The sequence below is a fragment of the Aeromonas sp. R6-1 genome (genome assembly GCF_040908165.1).
Taxonomy (GTDB): Bacteria; Pseudomonadota; Gammaproteobacteria; order Enterobacterales; family Aeromonadaceae; genus Aeromonas; species Aeromonas caviae.
This window is the reverse complement of record NZ_JBFODF010000015.1, coordinates 1-21163: the sequence shown is the minus strand read 5'-3', so window position 1 is coordinate 21163 and position 21163 is coordinate 1. Positions and strand designations below refer to the sequence as shown.

The window sequence follows — 21163 nt, the reverse complement described above, 5'->3', positions numbered from 1 at the left end:
GTGAGGCTTAGTCACGGACCGGCGGCGGTGCCAGCACGTCGCGCTGGCCGTTGCCGCCCGGGGCGCTGACGATGCCCTGGTTTTCCATCTGCTCGATGAGACGGGCCGCCCGGTTGTAACCGATCTTGAACTTGCGCTGCACGCTGGAGGTCGAGCCGCGGCGGGATTCCACCACGAAGGCCACCGCCTCGTCGAACAGGGGATCGAGCTCTTCATCGCCGCCACCGCCGAAGTCGCCACCGCCGCCCTCGCCGTCCGACTCGCCGGAGAGGATCTCGTCGATGTAATCCGGCTCGCCACGCAGTTTCCAGTCCGCCACCACCTTGTGTACCTCGTGGTCATCGACGAAGGCTCCGTGGACACGGGTGGGGTTGGAGGTGCCGGCAGGCATGTAGAGCATGTCACCCATGCCGAGCAGGGATTCGGCGCCCCCCTGGTCCAGGATGGTGCGGGAATCGATCTTGCTCGACACCTGGAAGGAAATACGGGTCGGGATGTTGGCCTTGATGAGGCCGGTAATGACATCCACCGACGGACGCTGGGTCGCGAGGATAAGGTGAATACCGGCCGCCCGCGCCTTCTGGGCGATACGGGCGATAAGCTCCTCCACCTTCTTGCCGACGATCATCATCATGTCGGCGAACTCGTCCACCACCACCACGATGTGGGGCAGTTTTTCCAGCTCCGGCGGCATCTGATCCATGGAGTCGCCCGGACGCCACAGGGGGTCGACCAGGGGATCCCCCGCCTCGATGGCGGCCAGCACCTTGTCGTTGTACCCCTTGAGGTTGCGCACCCCGACCGCGGACATCAGCTTGTAACGACGCTCCATCTCGCCTACGCACCAGCGCAGGGCGTTGGCGGCATCCTTCATGTCGGTGACCACCTCGGTCAGCAGATGCGGAATGCCTTCATAGACCGAGAGCTCCAGCATCTTGGGGTCGATCATGATGAAGCGCAGATCCTCGGGGGAGGATTTGTAGAGCATGGAGATGATCATGGTGTTCACCCCCACCGACTTGCCCGAGCCCGTGGTACCCGCCACCAGCAGGTGGGGCATCTTGGCGAGGTTCACCACCACGGGTTCCCCCGCGATGTCCTGACCCAGCCCCATGGTGAGCGGATTGCGGCTGGCCGCGAACGCCTCGCAGTCGAGGGTTTCCCGCAGGTAGACGGTCTGGCGAACCCGGTTGGGCAGCTCGATCCCGACGAACGTCTTGCCCGGGATCACTTCCACCACCCGCACGCTGCTGGCAGAGAGAGAACGGGCGAGATCCCGGGAGAGGTTGGTGATCTTGCTCGCCTTCATGCCCGGCGCCAGGTCCAGCTCGAAGCGGGTAATGACGGGACCGGGATAGACGCCCACCACCTTGGCCTGCACGTTGTAATCGGCGAGCTTCGCCTCCACCAGCCGGCCCATGCGCTCCAGCTCGTCCTTGCTCATCATCTGGGTCTTGGCGGGCGGCCTGTCCAGCAGATCGATGCTCGGCAAAGGGGCCAGACCGGGCTGGGGACGGCGCTTGGCTTTCACCGGCGCCGCGGCAACGGGAGCATCGGGTTCGTCATCCCCCTCCGCCCAGGGCAAGTCGAGGTCATCTTCTTCCTGGCGCACGGCGGGACGCGGACGGCCATTGGCCACGCGCTTGCCCTTGGCGGCAGGCGCCGGAGCCTCGTCCTCTTCGTCGTCAAACTGTGGATCGAACTGGAAGGTGTCTTCGTCAAGCTCCGGCAGCCATTCGTCAGCTTTTGTCTTTTGAGCGCAATTCTTCGCCTTGGGGTTGCGTGTCCAGCTGCCGTGGGGGTCTTCGTCATCCTCTTCCTGATCGAAGCTGCCCACGCCTTCCAGCAGGGGATCCGGCCCCTCATAGCGGGGCTGGCGCCAGCCACCGGTGAGCCAGCGGCCCAGGGTGGTGGGGAAATGGTAGATGGCGCTGACTGAGCCGGTGCAGGCGGCACCGATGCGCTCGACGATGGTGAGCCAGGACCAGCCGGTAAAGAGGGTGATGCCGGTGGCCACGAAGCAGAGCAGCATCAGGTTTGCCCCCACGCCGCCAAAGAGCGGCACCACGGCTGAGGCGATCACATCCCCCACCAGGCCGCCGGCGGAAAAGTTCTGCAAGTCGTTGAAGTTCATGCTGGCGATGGCGGACATGCCAAGCACCGTCAGCACGAAGCCGATGATCCGTACCGACAGGGTGAGGTAATCCACTTCCAGCAGCTTGCTCGGGCGCCAGAACAGGCTCCAGCCAAGCAGCACCACCAGAGGGGGCACCAGATAGGAGAAGGCCCCGAAGGTAAACATGGTGATGTCGGCGAGCCAGGCACCGGCGCTGCCCGCGAGGTTTTTCACCTCCCCTTGCCAGGAGGTTTGCGACCAGCCGGGATCGGCGGGATGGTAGGTCAGCAGGGCAAGCAAAAGATAGGCAGCCATCAGGGTGATGGCGATCAAGACGGCCTCGAAGATCCGTTGTGTACCTGATAAAGGAGTAAACAGCTTTTTATCGGCCAAACTCCGGCTCCTTTGTGAAAACATGAATGCGGGGATAGGGGGCCTAGTATCCCTGAAAAGCCCACCGATTGTCAGCCAGTGCCTGAGGGCGAGCCTGAAACTCTCTATAAGAAGAAACGAGCGGACCGGCCGCTCGTTTCTGACTATCGTGACTCGTCATGGAACTTGCAAGTCACAGCACAACCCCGCTTATCGGGTGCTGATCACCAGACGACTGCTCTGTTTGACCTCTTCCATCACCACGTAGGTGCGGGTGTCGTTCACGCCCGGCAGACGCAGCAGGGTTTCACCCAGCAGGCGGCGGTAAGCGGACATGTCGCTGACGCGGGTCTTGAGCAGATAGTCGAAATCACCGGACACCAGATGACATTCCTGGATCTCTTCGAGCACCTGAACAGCCTTGTTGAACTGCTCGAACACATCGGGGGCGCCACGATTGAGGGTAATTTCCACGAACACCAGCAGAGACGCGTCCAGATAATGAGGGTTCAGAATGGCGGCATATCCTTCGATATACCCTTGTCGCTCTAGGCGACGAACCCGTTCCAGACACGGTGTGGGACTCAGGCCAACTCGTTTGGACAACTCAACGTTCGAAATCCTGCCATCCTTTTGCAGTTCATTCAGAATGTTGCGGTCAATCCTGTCCAAATCCTTTAGCCGACTCTTAGCTTCCATCATTTAATTCCATCCTTTGGCTATTTTTTGGTAAGAATCACCAGTCATTTTATAATAATGGTCACAAATCCTGTCAATACCTGAATATACTAGGCGCAAATGTCGCTTAACATCTAGGCAACATAAACCACCAATCGATAGACGAGGGATAGCATGATTATCGGTGTACCTAAGGAAATAAAAAACCATGAATATCGCGTAGGCATGGTTCCGGCCAGTGTACGTGAACTGACAGCACGAAACCATACTGTTTTCGTCCAAAGCGGCGCAGGAAATGGCATTGGGTTCAGTGACGCAGATTATCTGGCTGCCGGAGCCGAGATCCTGGCCTCCGCTGCCGAAGTTTTCGCCAAGGCGGAGATGATCGTCAAGGTCAAGGAACCCCAGGCAGTGGAACGGGCCATGCTGCGTCCCGGCCAGACCCTCTTTACCTATCTGCATCTGGCGCCGGACCTGGCCCAGACCCAGGATCTCATCGACAGTGGTGCCGTCTGCATCGCCTATGAAACCGTCACGGACGGTCGTGGCGGTCTGCCCCTGCTGGCCCCCATGTCGGAAGTGGCCGGACGCATGTCTATTCAGGCCGGTGCCCAGGCACTGGAGAAATCCCGTGGCGGCAGCGGCGTGCTGCTCGGCGGTGTGCCCGGTGTGGAACCGGCCAAGGTGGTGATCATCGGTGGTGGTGTGGTGGGCTCCAACGCAGCCCGCATGGCCGTCGGCCTGCGTGCCGACGTCACCATCCTCGACAACAACGTCGATACCCTGCGCCGTCTCGACAGCGAGTTCCAAGGGGCTGCCAAGGTGGTCTACTCCAACCGCGAGACCCTGGAGCGCCATCTGCTGGCGGCGGACCTGGTCATCGGCGGCGTGCTGGTGCCTGGCGCCACTGCGCCAAAACTTGTCAGCCGTGACCACATTGCTCGCATGAAACCCGGTGCAGCCATCGTGGACGTGGCCATCGACCAGGGCGGCTGTGTCGAGACCTCCCATGCCACCACCCACGAAGATCCCACCTTCATCGTCGACGAGGTGGTGCACTACTGCGTGGCCAACATGCCGGGTGCCGTGGCGCGGACCTCCACCGTGGCCCTGAACAACGCCACCCTCCCCTTCATCATCAAGCTGGCCGAACAGGGCTATCGCAACGCTCTGCTCGCCGATCCCCACCTGTTGCACGGCCTGAACGTGATGGCGGGCAAAATCACCTGCAAGGAGGTTGCCGTGGCCCACAACCTGGCTTACACGGATCCCCTGACCCTGCTGAACTGATCGCGTCCCTGCAAAGGGAGGTAGATGAGTGAAAATCCGCCCGCGATGGGCGGTTTTTTTATGCCTGCCATCCCCGGCTCACCCCTCTTGTTGGCGATTGCCCCAATCGATGCGCTGGCCTTTGACCACGGATCACGAATTACCTACAATCGCGCAAACTCATCACGTCTCGGAAATCACATCATGAGCCAAGTCACTCACAGCAAACTGCTGATCCTGGGATCCGGTCCGGCAGGTTACACTGCGGCCGTCTATGCCGCTCGCGCCAACCTCAATCCCCTGCTCATCACCGGCATGCAGCAAGGTGGTCAGCTGACCACCACCACCGAAGTGGAAAACTGGCCAGGGGACGCGGAAGGGCTGACCGGCCCGGCCCTGATGGAGCGCATGAAAGAGCATGCAGAGAAGTTCGATACCCGCATCCTCTTTGATCACATCAATGAAGTGACGCTGACCGAGCGTCCCTTCCGCCTCAAGGGCGACAACGGTGAATACACCTGCGATGCGCTGATCCTCGCCACCGGCGCCTCCGCCAAATACCTGGGTCTGCCCTCCGAAGAGGCCTTCAAGGGCCGCGGCGTCTCCGCCTGCGCCACCTGTGACGGCTTCTTCTACCGCAATCAGGAAGTGGCCGTGGTCGGCGGCGGCAACACCGCCGTGGAAGAGGCACTCTATCTGGCCAACATCGCCAAGAAGGTGCACCTCATCCATCGCCGCGACGAGTTCCGCGCCGAGAAGATCCTGATCAAGCGCCTCAACGACAAGGTCGAGAGCGGCAATATCGTCCTGCACACCCATCAGACCCTGGACGAAGTACTGGGTGACGACATGGGCGTCACCGGCGTGCGCCTGCGCAGCACCCGGGATGACACCACCTCCGAGCTGCCGCTGATGGGGGTCTTCATCGCCATCGGTCACCAGCCCAACACCCAGATCTTCGAAGGGCAGCTGGCGATGGAAAACGGCTATCTGAAAGTGCGTGGCGGACTGGAAGGGTTCGCAACCCAGACCAGTATCCCGGGCGTGTTCGCCGCCGGCGACGTGGCCGACCACGTCTACCGCCAGGCGATCACCTCCGCAGGAACCGGCTGCATGGCCGCCCTCGATGCAGAGCGATATCTGGACGCACAATAATCGGAAGGATATAAAGGGCATGCCAGTTGGCATGCCCTTTTTTATTGCAAGGAGCAGGATGAAACGAAAAATAATGATAGTGGAAGACAGCCTGACGGTACGCCGTATGCTGACCCAGGCCATTGCGCAGCAGACCGGACTGGAAATCGACGCGTTCGATACCCTTGAAGGGGCTCGCGATTGCCATGGGGAAGATTATGTGGTCGCCCTGGTGGATCTCACCCTGCCGGACGCCCCCGGCGGAGAGGCTGTCAACGTGCTGAGGGAGCGTGGGTTGCCGGTGGTGATCCTGACGGCTGACATCAGCGAAGAGAAGCGGGAAGCCTGGCTGGAGGCCGGGGTGCTGGACTATGTGATGAAGGATTCACGTCACTCCCTGCAATATGCCGTCGGTCTGGTGCACCGCCTCTACCTCAACCAGGCCATCGAAGTCTTGGTGGTCGACGATTCACGCACCTCCCGTCACCGTACCGCGGCCCAGTTGCGCAAGCAGTTGTTGCAGGTGCACGAGGCCAATTCAGCCCGCGATGCGCTGGCACAGCTTGAGCAGCACCCCGCCATTCGCCTGATGCTGGTGGACTACTACATGCCGGAGATCGATGGCATCAGCCTGGTGCGAATGCTGCGCGAGCGCTACAGCAAGCAGCAGCTCGCCATCATCGGCATCTCGGTGTCGGACAAGCACGGCCTCTCGGCACGCTACCTCAAGCAAGGGGCGAATGATTTTCTCAATCAGCCCTTTGAACCCGAGGAGCTGCAGTGCCGGGTCAGCCACAACCTGGAGGCCCTTGAGCAGTTCAACAACATCCAGGAATCGGCCAACCGAGACTACCTGACCGGGCTTTACAACAGACGCTATTGGTTCAACGAGGGTCAAAAGTGGTTCGAGGAGCATCAGCGCCATCAGGCGCAGCTCTCCCTGTGCGTGCTCGACGTGGATCACTTCAAGCAGGTCAATGATCACTGGGGGCACGCCATCGGCGATCAGCTGCTCTGTCATCTGGCCAGGCTGCTCACCCAGTTCTTCCCGGATGCCATGATAGCCCGATTCGGTGGTGAAGAATTTGCCCTGATGGTGCCACACTGCCCCGTTCCCGTGCTGCTCAAGCGACTGGAAGGGCTTCGTCTGCAAATGCGTCAGCAACCGCTGTCGCGGGAGATATCGCTCTTTGTACGCGCCAGTTTCGGCGTCATCAATGTCGGGCGGCTCTCCATGGACGAGGCGCTGAGCGAGGCAGATCGCCAGTTGTATCAGGCAAAGAATACCGGGCGAGACAAGATAGTCTGTCAGGACGTCTGAGCAAGCATCAGCAGAGGCACTCCGTGTAGTACCGCCCGGCGCCCCTTGTGTGGCGGCCGCCGGGTCAATCCCTTCTTCACCGTTCAATAGGTCTTGTCGACCCGCACTCCATCGTTGAAATAGAGGATGCGTACCTTGTCGCCCTGCGCAAAGACCATGGCCGGATCGTAATCCTGGATCACGTTGATGAGCCCATTCTGCTCGTTGCGGATCAGCAGCTCCACCAACTTGTTCTCCACCACGCTGCCCCCTGACTGAAACTGCTGCACCGCCGCCGCTCCCGCCAGCGCCCCGACCGCTGTGGCAATTTCCCGCCCGTGCCCACCGCCAAACTGGTTGCCGAGCAGCCCGCCAAGCACGGCCCCTCCCAGGGTTTTCCAGCCGGAATGCTCTGATTCCACCATCTGGCGCTGGGTGATGTTGCGCACCGCATCCACCTGGCCGAAGACCACCTGCTCCACCGGACGCGCCGTGTTGCGTTCATACACCGCACTCCAGGCCGGCGCCGTGACAAAGCCAAGCAAGCTGGATACTATCAGGATAATGGCCTTCATCTATGAACCTCTGCCTTATGTCTCGCTATCTTACCGAACTGGATGATGAGCTGTGCTGGTTTCCCTCCCCCAGCCATGCGCTGGAAGAGCCCAACGGGCTGCTCGCGATTGGGGGAGATCTCTCCCCCGCTCGATTGCTGGCAGCTTACCACAGCGGGATCTTTCCGTGGAATGAACCCCATCAGCCACTGCTGTGGTGGTCACCGGACCCCAGGGGAGTCATCGTGCCCGAGGAACTCCACATCGGCCGCAGCCTGCAGAAGTGTTTGCGCCGCACCCCCTTCGAGATTTACATCAATCGCGCCTTTGATGACGTCATTGCAGCCTGCGCCGCCCCCCGTCGCACCGCCAGCGGCACCTGGATAAGTGCCCCCATGATCGACGCCTATCGGCGCCTTCATCGCCTCGGTCATGCCCACTCCATCGAGATCTGGCAGGATGATCAGTTGCAGGCAGGTCTCTATGGCCTCTCCCTAGGCCGACTCTTTTGTGGTGAATCCATGTTCAGCCGCATCGACAATGGCGCCAAACTGGCCATGGTGGCCCTCTGCCGCCACTTTGCAGGGCACGGCGGTGCCCTCATCGACTGCCAGATGCAAAACGACTTTCTGGCCACGCTGGGCGTCCAGGAGTGGCCAAGGCAGCGCTTTCTGACCACCCTGGCCACCCTGACCCGGCAACCGTTGCAAGAGGGATGCTGGCAACCGAGGAGAATCAGCCTATGAGTGAAGAAGTGATCCTCAAGGTCGGGCTGACCCCCAGGCACCCGTGCAGCTACCTCGGTCACGAGCAGGAGCAGTTGCTGGTCCTGATGGACCATGAACTGCTCAACGCCGCCGGGTACGAACGGCTGCTGACGGCAGGATTCCGGCGCAGTGGCAACGACATCTATCGTCCTCACTGCCCCGCCTGCAGCGCCTGCCAATCCTTGCGCATACACAGTGAACGCTTCATCCCGAGTCGTGGGCAGAAACGCATCCGCCAGTTGAACCGGGATCTCGAACTCGTGCTGAGCTATGACGACAAGCCCGAGTATTACCAGCTCTATGAACGCTATATCCGTGAGCGTCATCGGGATGGCAGCATGTACCCACCGAGCCGGACTCAATACAAGGGGTTCCTGCACTGCGACTGGATGCCCCCCCTTTATCTGGAGATACGCAAGGAGGGACGCCTCATCGGCGTGGCCACCACGGACCTGCTTCCCCACTCTCTGAGCGCCATGTACACCTTCTTCGACCCCGACTATGCCGATCGGTCGCTCGGCACCTTCGCCATCCTGAGCCAGTTGGAACTGGCCAGACGTACCGGTCGTCAGTGGCTCTATCTGGGGTATCTGGTGGAGGAGTGCCGCAAGATGAATTACAAGCGCCAATACCTGCCCCATGAGCTGCTGGTCCAGGGAGAATGGAAAAAAATCGACACCAAGCCCGAGTAAACTTTACACATAGCCTTAAATCCGGCATGATCCAGCGGTTTTTTGTTGTGGCTTATCAAGAGGATTCAATGGCTAAAGAAGACAGTATTGAGATGCAGGGTACCATTCTCGAAACCTTGCCCAATACCATGTTCCGTGTGGAACTGGAAAATGGTCACGTGGTTATCGCTCATATTTCCGGCAAGATGCGCAAAAACTACATCCGTATCCTGACTGGGGACAAAGTAACGGTGGCTCTGACTCCGTACGATCTCTCCAAGGGACGTATTGTTTTCCGCTCTCGCTAAGCCAGGAATTCAGCAAAAAACCCCAGCCTCTCGGTTGGGGTTTTTTGTCATTTCCGGCCTTGCTCACAGTCAGTGAGAGACAGCTTCAACGTTGACCTGAAAATCAAAGCTGAGGCTGTTGTTCACCAGCTCAACCTTCACAATACCGCCATCGACCAGGGAACCGAACAGGATCTCGTTGGCCAGGGGCTTCTTGAGGTGCTCCTGAATGACCCGGCCCATGGGTCTTGCTCCCATTGCCCTGTCATAACCTTTCTCTGCCAACCAGTGGCGCGCCTCTTCAGACACCTCCAGTGAAACGCCCTTGGCATCCAGCTGAACCTGCAGCTCGACGATGAACTTGTCGACCACCTGATGGATCACTCCCATGTCGAGATGGTTGAACCAGATGGTGTGATCGAGCCGGTTGCGGAACTCCGGACTGAACGTCTTGTTGATCACCGCCATGGCATCGTGGCTCATGTCCTGCTGCTGGAAGCCGATGGACTTGCGCTGGGTTTCCTGAACCCCTGCGTTGGTGGTCATCACCAGGATCACATTGCGAAAATCTGCCTTGCGCCCGTTGTTGTCCGTCAGGGTACCGTTGTCCATCACCTGCAGCAGCAAGTTGAAGACATCCGGGTGCGCCTTCTCGATCTCGTCAAGCAGCACGACGGAGTGCGGATGCTTGAGGACGGAGTCGGTCAACAGCCCTCCCTGCTCGAATCCCACGTAACCGGGAGGAGCCCCTATCAACCGGGACACGGTATGGCGTTCCATGTATTCCGACATGTCAAATCGCAATACCTCGACCCCGAGCGCCTTGCCAAGTTGCTGGGTCACTTCGGTCTTGCCCACCCCGGTCGGGCCGGCAAACAGGAAGCAGCCCACAGGTCGGCGTTCGTTGCCAAGCCCTGAACGTGACAACCGAATGGCATCGGTCAGCACCTCGATGGCCTTGTCCTGCCCGAACACCACCATCTTGAGATTACGCTCCAGATTCTTCAGCACTTCCTTGTCGGAGGAGGAGACAGATTTCTCGGGAATACGGGCAATCTTGGCAACAATGGCTTCGATTTCCGGCACATTGATCACCTTCTTGCGCTTGCTGACGGGCAAGAGGCGTTGCCCTGCCCCCGCTTCGTCGATGACGTCGATGGCCTTGTCAGGCAGATGGCGATCATTGATGTACTTGGCGGAAAGCTCCACCGCCGCCCGGATCGCCTTGACGGTGTAACGCACGCCATGGTGAGACTCATAACGGCTCTTGAGTCCCATCAGAATGCGAGTGGTGTCGTCTACTGTGGGTTCGACGATGTCGATCTTCTGGAAGCGGCGAGCAAGGGCCCTGTCCTTCTCGAAGATCTGGGCATATTCTTGGTAGGTGGTGGAGCCCACGCAGCGCAGCAAACCATTGGAGAGCAGCGGCTTGATGAGGTTGGCCGCATCCAGCTGCCCACCGGAAGCCGCACCAGCGCCAATGATGGTGTGGATCTCGTCGATGAAGAGGATGGCCCCCTCCTGACGTTCGATCTGCTTGAGCAGCACCTTGAGGCGCTTCTCGAAGTCACCACGATACTTGGTGCCCGCCAGCAGGGAGCCCATGTCCAGGGAGTAGATGGTGCTACCCGCAATCACCTCGGGCACATCCCCCTTGACGATACGGTAGGCAAGCCCTTCGGCGATGGCGGTCTTGCCCACGCCGGCTTCCCCGACCAGCAAGGGGTTGTTCTTGCGGCGGCGGCACAATACCTGAATGGTGCGATTGAGCTCCTGATCACGGCCGATGAGCGGATCGATGCGCCCCTCCAGCACCAGCTGGTTGAGGTTGGTGGCAAAGCTTTCTATCTGGGCAGAGGATACCTCGTCATCAGATTCCGCATTGTTGCCACCACTCTCGGGCTTGTTGTCCTTGCGCACCCCGTGGGACAGGAAGTTCACCACATCCAGGCGGCTTATTTCGGCTTTTTTCAGGAAGTAGGCGGCCTGGGACTCTTGTTCGCTGAAGATGGCGACCAGGACATTGGCACCGCTCACCTCGGTATTGCCGGACGACTGGACATGGAAGACGGCACGTTGCAGCACGCGCTGGAAGCCCAGCGTCGGCTGGGTTTCCCTGTCTTCGTCGTCACGGGGGATGAGCGGGGTCGTTTGATTGATGAAGGCGCGGATCTCTTTGCGCATCTGTTCCACATCCGCACCACATGAACTCAGCGCCTCATGGGCTGAGCTGTTATCCAGCAGGGCCAACAACAGGTGCTCGACGGTCATGAATTCGTGGCGCTCGTCACGGGCCAGCTTGAAAGCCTCGTTCAGCGTCTTTTCTAGATCTTTGTTCAACATAGGCACCTCCCCTCAGTACAGCAACAATGCGGTGTCGTTATCGCCATCAAGTCATCAGATTCAAGCCTTTTCCATGGTACATAGCAGTGGATGTTCGTTGTTACGTGAATAGGTGTTGACCTGGACCACTTTGGTCTCGGCAATCTCGGCGGTAAATGTGCCGCAGACTCCCTTACCACTATAATGCACGCTCAGCATCACCTGAGTGGCCTTCTCCAGATCCATACCAAAGAACCTTTGCAGCACCTCCACCACGAACTCCATCGGTGTGTAGTCGTCGTTGTTCAGGACGACCTTGTACATGGGTGGCGGTTGCAGCTTCGTTTTCTCTGCCTCTGCAATCTCTTCATTAGCAAAGAGTTCTTTCTGCTTGCTCATAGTTGCGCTTTGGTACCTCTAGATTACTACCGTGTCGCTCAAGATTGTCAATAGACTTGTTAACCAGATCACATCGGTTGTTAACAACTTCTTGACTCGCTTAAAAGTTGGACTAGATTGGTTACTTGCTAATCGGCGCCCGTCTGCTACGGGGTCATGCCCTAGTTATATAAGGCTGGCGCAGGTTACTCAACGACTTCAGGGTAATCAATAAAAGGATGTAGATGTATGGCAACCGGAACAGTCAAGTGGTTCAACAACGCAAAAGGATTTGGGTTTATCTGTCCGGAAGGCGGTGGTGAAGACATCTTCGCTCACTACTCCACGATTCAAATGGAAGGTTACAAGACCTTGAAAGCAGGTCAGGCAGTCAACTTTGAACTGCAGCAGGGGCCGAAAGGAAATCATGCCTCTGTCATCGTGCCAAACGAAGCACAGAACATCTAAGAGTCAAACTGGATAAATTAAAAAGCGGCATCCCAAGGGATGCCGCTTTTTTATGGACAGGCACGAAGAGGGGATCAAGAAAGGCAAGGCCTTCCTTGTTCCCTGCTGCAGCTACCTCAGCGGGCCAGCAGGATGTTCAGCATGCGACGCAGCGGCTCGGCGGCGCCCCACAGCAACTGGTCACCCACGGTAAAGGCGGCCAGGTATTCCGGGCCCATGTTGAGCTTGCGCAGACGACCGACCGGGATGCTGAGGGTGCCGGTGACGGCAGCCGGGGTCAGCTCGCGGGCAGTGATGTCGCGATCGTTGGGGATCACCTTGACCCAGTCGTTGTGGGCAGCCAGCAGGGCTTCGATCTCGGCCAGCGGCACATCTTTTTTCAGCTTGATGGTGAAGGCCTGGCTGTGGCAGCGCAGGGCCCCGATCCGCACGCACAGACCATCCACCGGGATAGCGGCGTTTTCGATACCCAGGATCTTGTTGGTCTCGGCCTGGCCCTTCCACTCTTCACGGCTCTGGCCGTTGTCGAGCTTGGTGTCGATCCAGGGAATGAGGCCACCGGCCAGCGGCACACCGAAATTGTCCACCGGCAGGGTGCCGGAGCGGGTCTTCTCGGTGATCTTGCGCTCGATGTCGAGGATGGCGGAGGCGGGATCCGCCAGCTCCACCGCCACTTCATCCCGCAGCATGCCCATCTGGGTGACCAGCTCGCGCATGTGGCGGGCACCACCACCGGAGGCCGCCTGATAGGTGGCCACGCTCACCCACTCCACCAGATCGGCCTTGAACAGGCCACCCAGGGCCAGCAGCATCAGGCTGACGGTGCAGTTGCCGCCAACGAAGGTCTTGATGCCGTTGTTCAGGGCGTGTTCGATGACGTCGCCGTTGACCGGATCTAGGATGATGACCGCGTCCTTCTCCATGCGCAGGGAGGAGGCGGCGTCAATCCAGTAGCCCTGCCAGCCGGCGGCTTTCAGGCGCGGATAGACATCCTTGGTGTAGTCGCCGCCCTGGGCGGTGATGATGACGTCCTGCGCGGCCAGCGCCTCGAGATCGAAGGCGTCCTGCAGGGTGCCGGCATCGACGCCAAAATTGGGGGCGGCCTCACCGGCCTGGGAGGTGGTGAAGAAGGTGGGTTGAATGCGGGCAAAATCCTTCTCTTCCTGCATCCGGCTCATCAACACCGAACCCACCATGCCACGCCAACCGACCAAACCTACTTTTTTCATAATGTCCTACCCTGGATAGCTGCTTATAGAAATCGTGTGTGGTACCCGTGACCCCCTGCCTTGGCGCCAGCCGTTTACAAGGGATTCACAATATATGAGTTGCAAAAAATGCGTCTGTCCACATTACGGATTGTGACGGCGGGCGCAAGTCGAATTGCGCAATATTCTGTGCCATTCGCTGCAATATCCGTCGGCCTGGCCGACCTGCGGGCAGCCGGTTGGCATCCTGCCTTCAGTTGGGGCATCATTGAGACCGACCGGCAGCCCCGCTGCCCCTCGGGGACGGCCCCGAGGCCTCCTGATACGCAGGGACGACCCTGCTTCCTGCGGAATCTGCCTTATGTCCTGGTTGCTCCTGCTGTTGGCCGGCCTGTTCGAGGTCGCCTGGGCCATCGGCCTCAAATACACCGACGGTTTCAGCCGTCCCCTCCCCACCCTGCTGACCCTGATCGCCATGGGGGTGAGCGTGCTGCTGCTCGCCATGGCGGTCAAACAGTTGCCCCTTGGTACCGCCTATGCGGTCTGGACCGGCATCGGCGCGGTCGGCACCGTGCTGATGGGGATCTGGCTGTTCAACGAACCGGCCACCCTGGCCCGGGTGCTCTGCCTGCTGCTCATCATCGTCGGCATTCTGGGTCTGAAATTCATCGGTTAGGCGCGCTGAAAGGGCCGGGTACACCGGCCCCGACGTGGCAAGCTCCTGGGGACGATGTCAGCCCGGCGTGTTGCCGTGTTCCTCTGCTTGCTGATGTATTCGCAGGCGGTGGGTAAAGGCGGGCGGCACAGACGTGGCATGGCGAGCAAGATCCGCCCCATGACCGCCCGGGCGAACATGGGGCGCCTCCTTTTATCTTTTCGTCTGCTCCTTCAATCACTCCACCAGCGTCTGCTCGATGCGGGCCCCAGGCATCATCTGCGTGAGACCGGCAATCAGCCTGTCGCCGGCCTCCCACAAGGCCGTGCGCGGCATCGGCGGCAGACACTCCAGAATGAACCACATCCGGGGGGAAGAGAGGCTCAGGCGAGTGCGGATCCCCTGGCGCCAGTTCCAGCGGCGACAGGTGACGCCGAGATCGTCCCGCCACACCACCTCTCCGGGAGCCGGTGCCTCTTGGGTTGGCAGCCCTTCTTTGAGGGTGTCAAAGCATTCGCTGCCATCGGCAATCACCAGGCGCGGCGCTCCCACATAGGCCGCCAGATCCTCCCCGCCCACGGGAATGGCATACTCGATGCTGATGGCGTTGTAGAGATCCACCACGGGATCGATGGCGGGCAAGACGCCATCGCGCAGCACCCGCTTGCGCAGTGCCTGGGCCGAGCAGGGCGTGCGGGCAGGCTTGGCGCCAAACCCCTTGAACACCTGATCCCAGGCGGCCAGATGTTCAAGGGCCCAGGGGGCCTCGTCGGTGCCAAGGGCCGCACATGCCCGGGCCAGGGCCCGCTCCCCCACCAGAGTGTCAATCACGGGGGCGGCTTCCACCACGATGCTGAGGGCACAAAAGCCCGGCGCCAACCTGGCTATCTCGGGGTCGATACGGGGGATCATCGGGAACATTCAGCACTCCTGGTCAAGGCTCATCAAGACGGGGGGGGAACGGGCACGGGCGCTCCCCTCTTTTCCTCCCCCCACCAATGGTTGACGCCATGATGAAGGGCACAGGGTCATAATAAAATTTACTTTATCTTAATTATGTTAAGTAAAACTGATGATCCAACCCTCTTTCCCATGAAAAATCACCGCCCCGCAGCGCACCGCCCGGCCCCACTACCACACCCCGCCCCTCCAATGCAGACCTGGGCAAGCCCACACCATTGCCCTGGCCGCTTTCCCCGTCACTCATGCTATTATCTGCGTCCAAACATGAGCCCATAAAATCAGGACATTGTGATGACCGACCACACTTTTATTCCCGGCAAGGACGCAGCGCTGGAAGACTCCATCGAACGCTTCCAGACCAAGCTGCAAGCCCTGGGGTTTGATATCGAAGAGGCCTCCTGGCTCAACCCCGTGCCCAACGTCTGGTCCGTGCACATCCGGGACAAGGAGTGCGCCCTCTGCTTCACCAACGGCAAAGGTGCCAGCAAGAAGGCGGCGCTCGCCTCCGCCCTTGGCGAGTATTTCGAGCGTCTCTCCACCAACTACTTCTTCGCCGACTTCTACCTGGGCGAGCAGGTCGCCAATGGCGACTTCGTCCACTACCCGAACGAGAAGTGGTTCCCCATCGAGGGGGATCAGCTGCCCACTGGTCTGCTCGACTCCTTCACCCGCAAGTTCTACAACCCGGACGGGGAAGTGACCGCCGACATGCTGGTGGACCTGCAATCCGGCAACGAGGAGCGCGGCATCGTCGCCCTGCCCTTCGAGCGCCAGTCCGACCGCCAGACCGTCTACATCCCGATGAACATCGTCGGCAACCTGTATGTTTCCAACGGCATGAGTGCCGGCAACACCCGCACCGAGGCCCGCACCCAGGGGTTGTCGGAGGTGTTCGAGCGCCACGTGAAGAACAAGATCATCGCCGAGGCCATCAGCCTGCCCCAGATCCCGGGCGAGGTCATCGCCCGTTACCCGGGCATCAAGGCGTCCATCGATGCACTGGAGGCCGAAGGCTTCCCCATCTACAGCTTCGATGCCTCCCTCGGCGGCCGTTATCCGGTCATCTGCGTGGTGCTGCTCAACCCGAGCAACGGCACCTGCTTTGCCTCCTTCGGCGCCCACCCGCGCTTCGAGGTCGCCTTCGAGCGTACCGTCACCGAACTGCTGCAAGGGCGCAGTCTCAAGGATCTGGACGTCTTCGTGCCGCCGTCGTTTGACAACGAGCAGGTGGCGGATCACCACAACCTGGAGACCCACTTCATCGACTCCTCCGGCCTCATCAGCTGGGATCTGTTCAAGGAAGAGTCCGACTTCGAGTTTGCCGACTGGGACTTCCGTGGCACCTCGCAAGAGGAGTTCGACCACCTGATCGGCATCTTCCACGAGCTGGAGCAGCCGGTCTACATCGCCGACTACGAGCACCTGGGTGTCTACGCCTGCCGTATCCTGGTGCCCGGCATGTCCGACATCTATCCGGTGGAAGATCTGCTGCTGGCCAACAACACCATGGGGGCCCACCTGCGGGAGACCATCCTGGCGCTGCCGGCGCTCGAGTGGGACGCAGAGCAGTACATGGCCCTGTTCGACCAGCTGGATGAAGAGGGGCACGACGAGCGGACCCGGGTGCGCGAGCTGCTCGGCATCGCCGCCGCCAAGGGCACTGCCCTGCACACCCTGCGCGTCGGTGAGCTCAAAGCCATGCTGGCGCTGGCCGCTGGTGACCTGGAGAGCGCCCTCGACCTCATCGACTGGACCATGGAGTTCAACCAGTCGGTGTTCCCGGCGGACCGCGCCGCTTACTACCGCGCCCTGCGCGCCTGCGTCGAGCTTTTCCTCGACGAGGAACGCGACCCCGAACAGTACCGCCCGGTGTTCGCCCGCATGTTCGGGGAAGAGACCCTGGCGCAGGCGTGGGCCAACGCCCGCGGCGAGGCGCGCTTCCACGGTCTGGAAGCCGCCGATCTCTCCCTCTCCCAGTTCCCGCTGCACCAGAAACTGCTGGCCGCTTACGAGAAATTGCAAAAAGCCAAACGAATCCATACCTGGAACTGATATGCTAGTGTGACGAAGGGGCCTTATGGCCCCTTCTGTTTTATGGTCTACGCTTTGGCTGGCCGTGCCACAAAGATGAAATAAAAGACAAAAAATACCTCTTAGGGGGTTGTTAATTTGGCACTCATGGTGCAGTGCGGCCGCACAGGTGCCTTGCCGGTACGTTTTTCAGGGTGTCCTTTATAAGTTCTTAAAAATCATAAAATTAATAACAGACCCATTTCTGTTTCACCTGAAACCTGGTGTAAGGAAACGCTTCCGGATGGCGAAAAATCCTGTAGTAAAATTACATTCACAATCTGTAATTCTTGATCGGAGTCAATTTTGGGGATCAGCCCCTTTGTTATGATTTCCACAGGCAAAATATGCAGGTACTGAGAATTGAAAGCAGAATCTCCCTTTGATTGTCTGAAGCCCGAAGCCATCGCCGCCCTGGCCGAAGACATTACCTATGCCAAGGCCACCAAGCCCGCATACAAGGTCATTCCCCTGGCCATCACCGCTGGCGCCTTCATCGCCATCGCCTTCGTCTTCTATATCACCGTCACCACGGGCTCAAGCGGCATGGCCTGGGGCATGTCCAAGCTGGTGGGCGGCATCTGCTTCTCCCTCGGTCTCATCCTCTGCGTCCTGCTCGGCGCCGAGCTGTTCACCTCCACTACCCTCACCCTGGTAGCCAAGGCGGCGAATCGCATCAGCTGGGCCCAGCTGCTCAAGAACTGGGGACTGGTCTACTTCGGTAACCTCATCGGCGGTCTCATCATCGTCGGCCTCATCATCATGTCGGCGGAATACATGGCAGCGGATGGTCAGTGGGGTCTGAACGCCATGAAAGTGGCCCAGCACAAGATCCATCACACCTTCTTTGAAGCCGTGGCCCTTGGCATCCTCTGCAACCTCATGGTGTGTCTCGCCGTGTGGATGGCCTTCGGCGCCCGCAGCGCCACCGACAAGGTGATGGTGATGCTGCTCCCCGTCGCCATGTTCGTGGCCTCCGGTTTTGAGCACAGCATCGCAAACATGTTTATGATCCCGGTCGGTATCGCCATCCACAGCGTCGCGAGCCCGGAATTCTGGCAGGCCATCGGCCAGGATCCGGCGACCTTTGCCGACCTGACCGTGTCCAACTTCGTCCTGCACAACCTCATCCCTGTCACCATCGGTAATATCATTGGTGGTGGCGTCATGGTTGGGCTGACTTACTGGTTTATCTTCCGTCGCCATCATTAAGGATGGCGGCAGACACATAAATACCTTGAGAGGTAATGAAAATGGCAGAACTTAACGAACAGTTCCAAAAAGCATGGGAAGGCTTCGCAGCCGGTGAATGGCAGACCTCTGTCAACACCCGTGACTTCATCCAGAAGAACTACACCCCGTATGAAGGTGACGAGTCCTTCCTGGCTGGCGCGACCGAAGCTACCACCAAGCTGTGGGACAAGGTCATGGAAGGCATCAAGATCGAGAACCGCACTCACGCGCCGGTCGATTTTGATACCGACCTGCCCTCCACCATTACCGCTCACGATGCCGGCTATATCGATCAGAGCCTGGAGCAAATCGTTGGTCTGCAGACCGACAAGCCGCTCAAGCGCGCCATCATCGCCAACGGCGGTATCAAGATGGTCAAGACCTCTTGCGAAGTGTACGGTCGCCAGCTTGACCCCATGGTCGAGAAGATCTTCACCGAGTACCGCAAGACTCACAACCAGGGCGTGTTCGACGTCTACACCAAAGACATCCTGAACTGCCGCAAGTCCGGCGTCATCACCGGTCTGCCGGATGCCTACGGCCGTGGCCGCATCATCGGTGACTACCGTCGTGTTGCCCTGTACGGTGTCGACTTCCTGATGGCCGACAAACTGGCCCAGTTCAAGTCCCTGCAGGCTGACCTGGAAAACGGTGTCAACCTGGAAGCCACCATCCGTCTGCGCGAAGAGATCTCCGAGCAGCACCGTGCCCTGGCCCAGATGAAGGTGATGGCTGCCAAATATGGCTGCGACATCTCCGTACCGGCCAAGACCGCCAAAGAAGCCGTCCAGTGGACCTACTTCGCCTACCTGGCGGCGGTCAAGTCCCAGAACGGCGCGGCCATGTCCTTCGGTCGTACCTCCAGCTTCCTGGACATCTACATCGAGCGTGACCTGCAAAAAGGCCTGATCACCGAGCAAGAAGCCCAGGAGCTGATGGACCACATGGTCATGAAGCTGCGTATGGTTCGCTTCCTGCGTACCCCGGAATACGATTCACTGTTCTCCGGCGACCCGATGTGGGCCACCGAGACCCTGGCCGGTATGGGCGTTGACGGCCGTACCCTGGTCACCAAGAACAGCTTCCGTATGCTGAACACCCTGTACACCATGGGCCCGTCCCCTGAGCCGAACCTGACCATCCTGTGGTCCGAGAAGCTGCCGGTCGGTTTCAAGAAGTACTGCGCCAAGGTATCCATCGAGACCTCTTCTGTTCAGTACGAGAACGACGACCTGATGCGTCCGGACTTCAACAACGATGACTACGCCATCGCTTGCTGTGTGTCCCCGATGATCGTCGGCAAACAGATGCAGTTCTTCGGTGCCCGTGCCAACCTGGCCAAGACCATGCTGTATGCAATCAACGGCGGTATGGACGAGAAGCTCAAGATCCAGGTCGGTCCGAAGACCGAAATGGTCACCTCCGAGTACCTCGACTACAACGACGTGATGGACAGACTGGATCACTTCATGGACTGGCTGGCCAAGCAATACGTTGCTGCGCTGAACATCATCCACTACATGCACGACAAGTACAGCTACGAAGCCTCCCTGATGGCGCTGCACGACCGTGATGTCTATCGCACCATGGCCTGTGGTATCGCCGGTCTGTCCGTAGCCGCTGACTCCCTGTCTGCCATCAAGTACGCCAAGGTCAAGCCGGTACGTGATGCCGATGGCGTCTCCATCGACTTCGAGATCGAAGGCGAGTACCCGCAGTTCGGCAACAACGACGCTCGCGTCGATGACATCGCCTGCGACCTGGTCGAGCGCTTCATGAAGAAGATTCAGAAGCTCAACACCTACCGTGGTGCCGTGGCTACCCAGTCCGTGCTGACCATCACCTCCAACGTGGTGTACGGCAAGAAGACCGGTAACACCCCGGATGGTCGTCGCGCCGGTGCGCCGTTCGGCCCGGGTGCCAACCCGATGCACGGTCGTGATCAGAAGGGTGCCGTTGCTTCCCTGACGTCCGTCGCCAAGCTGCCGTTCGCCTACGCCAAAGATGGTATCTCCTATACCTTCTCCATCGTGCCGAACGCCCTGGGCAAAGACATGGAAGCCCAGAAAGCCAACCTGGCCGGCCTGATGGATGGTTACTTCCACCATGAAGCCAACCTGGAAGGTGGTCAGCACCTGAACGTCAACGTGATGAACCGTGAAATGCTGCTGGACGCCATGGAAAACCCGGAGAAATATCCGCAGTTGACTATCCGCGTATCCGGTTATGCCGTTCGCTTCAACTCCTTGACCAAGGAGCAACAGCAAGACGTCATCACCCGTACCTTCACCGCTTCTCTGTAATAGCGTCTCGGTGAACAAAAACCGGCGCCCAGGCGCCGGTTTTTTTATGGCCGTTAGCCGGTGTGCAAGCCGTTTCCTACCTCACAGGCCCCCTGACTCACAGGCTCTGAGCCGCAGGCTCGGCCAGACGTTAGCCTCCTAACGCCCCTCCCTATGATGCCCCTCTCCACTCCTCTCCTGCGCTTGATGCACGGATGTGCCCACCGGCACTCAGGCACTCAGGCACTCAGGCACTCAGGTACTCAGGCACTCAGGCACTCAGGCACTCAGGCACTCAGGCACTCAGGCACTCAGGCACTCAGGCACTCAGGCACTCAGGCACTCAGGTACTCAGGTACTCAGGTACTCAGGTACTCAGGTACTCAGGTACTCAGGTACTCAGGTACTCAGGTACTCAGGTACTCAGGTACTCAGG

The 21163-nt window shown here is 59.5% G+C and carries 18 protein-coding genes; 11 read left to right on the top strand and 7 right to left on the bottom strand.

Annotated elements, in window-relative coordinates; all coding sequences use genetic code 11:
- Positions 1-7: 7 nt before the first annotated feature.
- Both AB5Y68_RS02625 and lrp read right to left on the bottom strand, forming a co-directional pair.
- Positions 8-2509, bottom strand: coding sequence for a DNA translocase FtsK (locus AB5Y68_RS02625; RefSeq protein ID WP_039039007.1), 2502 nt, complete (start codon positions 2507-2509; stop codon positions 8-10).
- Between the two features lie 189 nt (positions 2510-2698).
- The gene (gene lrp, locus AB5Y68_RS02620) at positions 2699-3190 is read right to left on the bottom strand and encodes a leucine-responsive transcriptional regulator Lrp (protein ID WP_005300047.1); all 492 of its coding nucleotides are present in this window, start codon (positions 3188-3190) and stop codon (positions 2699-2701) included.
- Between the two features lie 150 nt (positions 3191-3340).
- Between lrp and ald the strand changes: the two genes are divergently transcribed.
- The 3 genes from ald (at position 3341) to AB5Y68_RS02605 (ending at position 6890) form a co-directional block, all read left to right on the top strand.
- Positions 3341-4456, top strand: a complete 1116-nt coding sequence (ald, locus tag AB5Y68_RS02615) for an alanine dehydrogenase (RefSeq protein WP_010674517.1) — start codon at positions 3341-3343, stop codon at positions 4454-4456.
- A 183-nt stretch (positions 4457-4639) separates the two neighbouring features.
- On the top strand, positions 4640-5590 hold the full coding sequence (gene trxB / locus AB5Y68_RS02610; protein ID WP_010674516.1) for a thioredoxin-disulfide reductase: 951 nt from the start codon (positions 4640-4642) through the stop codon (positions 5588-5590).
- A gap of 58 nt (positions 5591-5648) precedes the next feature.
- Positions 5649-6890, top strand: a complete 1242-nt coding sequence (locus AB5Y68_RS02605) for a diguanylate cyclase (RefSeq protein WP_029314438.1) — start codon at positions 5649-5651, stop codon at positions 6888-6890.
- A gap of 83 nt (positions 6891-6973) precedes the next feature.
- On the opposite strand, the gene AB5Y68_RS02600 is transcribed toward AB5Y68_RS02605, so the two are convergent.
- On the bottom strand, positions 6974-7444 hold the full coding sequence (locus tag AB5Y68_RS02600; RefSeq protein ID WP_010674514.1) for a glycine zipper 2TM domain-containing protein: 471 nt from the start codon (positions 7442-7444) through the stop codon (positions 6974-6976).
- A 17-nt stretch (positions 7445-7461) separates the two neighbouring features.
- Between AB5Y68_RS02600 and aat the strand changes: the two genes are divergently transcribed.
- The 3 genes from aat (at position 7462) to infA (ending at position 9169) form a co-directional block, all read left to right on the top strand.
- On the top strand, positions 7462-8169 hold the full coding sequence (gene aat / locus AB5Y68_RS02595; protein ID WP_039039162.1) for a leucyl/phenylalanyl-tRNA--protein transferase: 708 nt from the start codon (positions 7462-7464) through the stop codon (positions 8167-8169).
- Positions 8166-8882 (top strand): arginyltransferase, encoded by a 717-nt coding sequence (locus AB5Y68_RS02590; protein ID WP_167825493.1) that lies wholly within the window; start codon positions 8166-8168, stop codon positions 8880-8882. The genes aat and AB5Y68_RS02590 overlap by 4 nt, the downstream gene beginning before the upstream one ends.
- 68 nt (positions 8883-8950) lie before the next feature.
- The gene (gene infA, locus AB5Y68_RS02585) at positions 8951-9169 is read left to right on the top strand and encodes a translation initiation factor IF-1 (protein ID WP_005300033.1); all 219 of its coding nucleotides are present in this window, start codon (positions 8951-8953) and stop codon (positions 9167-9169) included.
- A 69-nt stretch (positions 9170-9238) separates the two neighbouring features.
- Here the strand turns inward: infA and clpA are convergent, their stop codons facing one another.
- Positions 9239-11491, bottom strand: a complete 2253-nt coding sequence (gene clpA, locus AB5Y68_RS02580; RefSeq protein ID WP_010674511.1) for an ATP-dependent Clp protease ATP-binding subunit ClpA — start codon at positions 11489-11491, stop codon at positions 9239-9241.
- Positions 11492-11551: 60 nt separating this feature from the next.
- Positions 11552-11869 (bottom strand): ATP-dependent Clp protease adapter ClpS, encoded by a 318-nt coding sequence (gene clpS / locus AB5Y68_RS02575; protein ID WP_005325410.1) that lies wholly within the window; start codon positions 11867-11869, stop codon positions 11552-11554.
- 228 nt (positions 11870-12097) lie between these two features.
- Between clpS and cspD the strand changes: the two genes are divergently transcribed.
- Positions 12098-12316, top strand: coding sequence for a cold shock-like protein CspD (gene cspD, locus AB5Y68_RS02570; protein WP_010674510.1), 219 nt, complete (start codon positions 12098-12100; stop codon positions 12314-12316).
- A gap of 116 nt (positions 12317-12432) precedes the next feature.
- Here cspD and asd read toward each other — a convergent pair whose 3' ends face one another.
- Positions 12433-13545, bottom strand: coding sequence for an aspartate-semialdehyde dehydrogenase (gene asd / locus AB5Y68_RS02565; protein WP_039039005.1), 1113 nt, complete (start codon positions 13543-13545; stop codon positions 12433-12435).
- 340 nt (positions 13546-13885) lie between these two features.
- Here asd and sugE point away from each other — a divergent pair, with 340 nt between their 5' ends.
- Complete coding sequence (gene sugE / locus AB5Y68_RS02560; protein ID WP_039039004.1) at positions 13886-14200, top strand: quaternary ammonium compound efflux SMR transporter SugE; 315 nt, start codon at positions 13886-13888, stop codon at positions 14198-14200.
- A gap of 216 nt (positions 14201-14416) precedes the next feature.
- Here sugE and AB5Y68_RS02555 read toward each other — a convergent pair whose 3' ends face one another.
- Positions 14417-15100: a B3/4 domain-containing protein gene (locus tag AB5Y68_RS02555; protein ID WP_039039002.1), complete on the bottom strand. Its 684-nt coding sequence runs from the start codon at positions 15098-15100 to the stop codon at positions 14417-14419.
- Positions 15101-15433: 333 nt separating this feature from the next.
- Between AB5Y68_RS02555 and ycaO the strand changes: the two genes are divergently transcribed.
- The 3 genes from ycaO (at position 15434) to pflB (ending at position 20748) form a co-directional block, all read left to right on the top strand.
- Complete coding sequence (gene ycaO, locus AB5Y68_RS02550; protein ID WP_039039001.1) at positions 15434-17194, top strand: 30S ribosomal protein S12 methylthiotransferase accessory factor YcaO; 1761 nt, start codon at positions 15434-15436, stop codon at positions 17192-17194.
- Positions 17195-17575: 381 nt separating this feature from the next.
- Complete coding sequence (gene focA / locus AB5Y68_RS02545) at positions 17576-18424, top strand: formate transporter FocA (protein WP_039039000.1); 849 nt, start codon at positions 17576-17578, stop codon at positions 18422-18424.
- A 41-nt stretch (positions 18425-18465) separates the two neighbouring features.
- A complete protein-coding gene (gene pflB, locus AB5Y68_RS02540) occupies positions 18466-20748 on the top strand; it encodes a formate C-acetyltransferase (RefSeq protein ID WP_039039161.1) in 2283 nt (760 codons plus the stop codon).
- Positions 20749-21163: the final 415 nt, after the last annotated feature.

What these genes read in the sequence shown, in the direction of transcription:
- AB5Y68_RS02600 (WP_010674514.1), bottom strand. Translation starts at nt 7,444, where the DNA reads ATGAAGGCCATTATCCTGATAGTATCCAGCTTGCTTGGCTTTGTCACG.
- AB5Y68_RS02555 (WP_039039002.1), bottom strand. Translation starts at nt 15,100, where the DNA reads ATGTTCCCGATGATCCCCCGTATCGACCCCGAGATAGCCAGGTTGGCG.
- clpA (WP_010674511.1), bottom strand. Translation starts at nt 11,491, where the DNA reads ATGTTGAACAAAGATCTAGAAAAGACGCTGAACGAGGCTTTCAAGCTG.
- AB5Y68_RS02590 (WP_167825493.1), top strand. Translation starts at nt 8,166, where the DNA reads ATGAGTGAAGAAGTGATCCTCAAGGTCGGGCTGACCCCCAGGCACCCG.
- ald (WP_010674517.1), top strand. Translation starts at nt 3,341, where the DNA reads ATGATTATCGGTGTACCTAAGGAAATAAAAAACCATGAATATCGCGTA.
- lrp (WP_005300047.1), bottom strand. Translation starts at nt 3,190, where the DNA reads ATGATGGAAGCTAAGAGTCGGCTAAAGGATTTGGACAGGATTGACCGC.
- ycaO (WP_039039001.1), top strand. Translation starts at nt 15,434, where the DNA reads ATGACCGACCACACTTTTATTCCCGGCAAGGACGCAGCGCTGGAAGAC.
- trxB (WP_010674516.1), top strand. Translation starts at nt 4,640, where the DNA reads ATGAGCCAAGTCACTCACAGCAAACTGCTGATCCTGGGATCCGGTCCG.
- infA (WP_005300033.1), top strand. Translation starts at nt 8,951, where the DNA reads ATGGCTAAAGAAGACAGTATTGAGATGCAGGGTACCATTCTCGAAACC.
- sugE (WP_039039004.1), top strand. Translation starts at nt 13,886, where the DNA reads ATGTCCTGGTTGCTCCTGCTGTTGGCCGGCCTGTTCGAGGTCGCCTGG.
- AB5Y68_RS02605 (WP_029314438.1), top strand. Translation starts at nt 5,649, where the DNA reads ATGAAACGAAAAATAATGATAGTGGAAGACAGCCTGACGGTACGCCGT.
- pflB (WP_039039161.1), top strand. Translation starts at nt 18,466, where the DNA reads ATGGCAGAACTTAACGAACAGTTCCAAAAAGCATGGGAAGGCTTCGCA.
- asd (WP_039039005.1), bottom strand. Translation starts at nt 13,545, where the DNA reads ATGAAAAAAGTAGGTTTGGTCGGTTGGCGTGGCATGGTGGGTTCGGTG.
- clpS (WP_005325410.1), bottom strand. Translation starts at nt 11,869, where the DNA reads ATGAGCAAGCAGAAAGAACTCTTTGCTAATGAAGAGATTGCAGAGGCA.
- aat (WP_039039162.1), top strand. Translation starts at nt 7,462, where the DNA reads ATGTCTCGCTATCTTACCGAACTGGATGATGAGCTGTGCTGGTTTCCC.
- cspD (WP_010674510.1), top strand. Translation starts at nt 12,098, where the DNA reads ATGGCAACCGGAACAGTCAAGTGGTTCAACAACGCAAAAGGATTTGGG.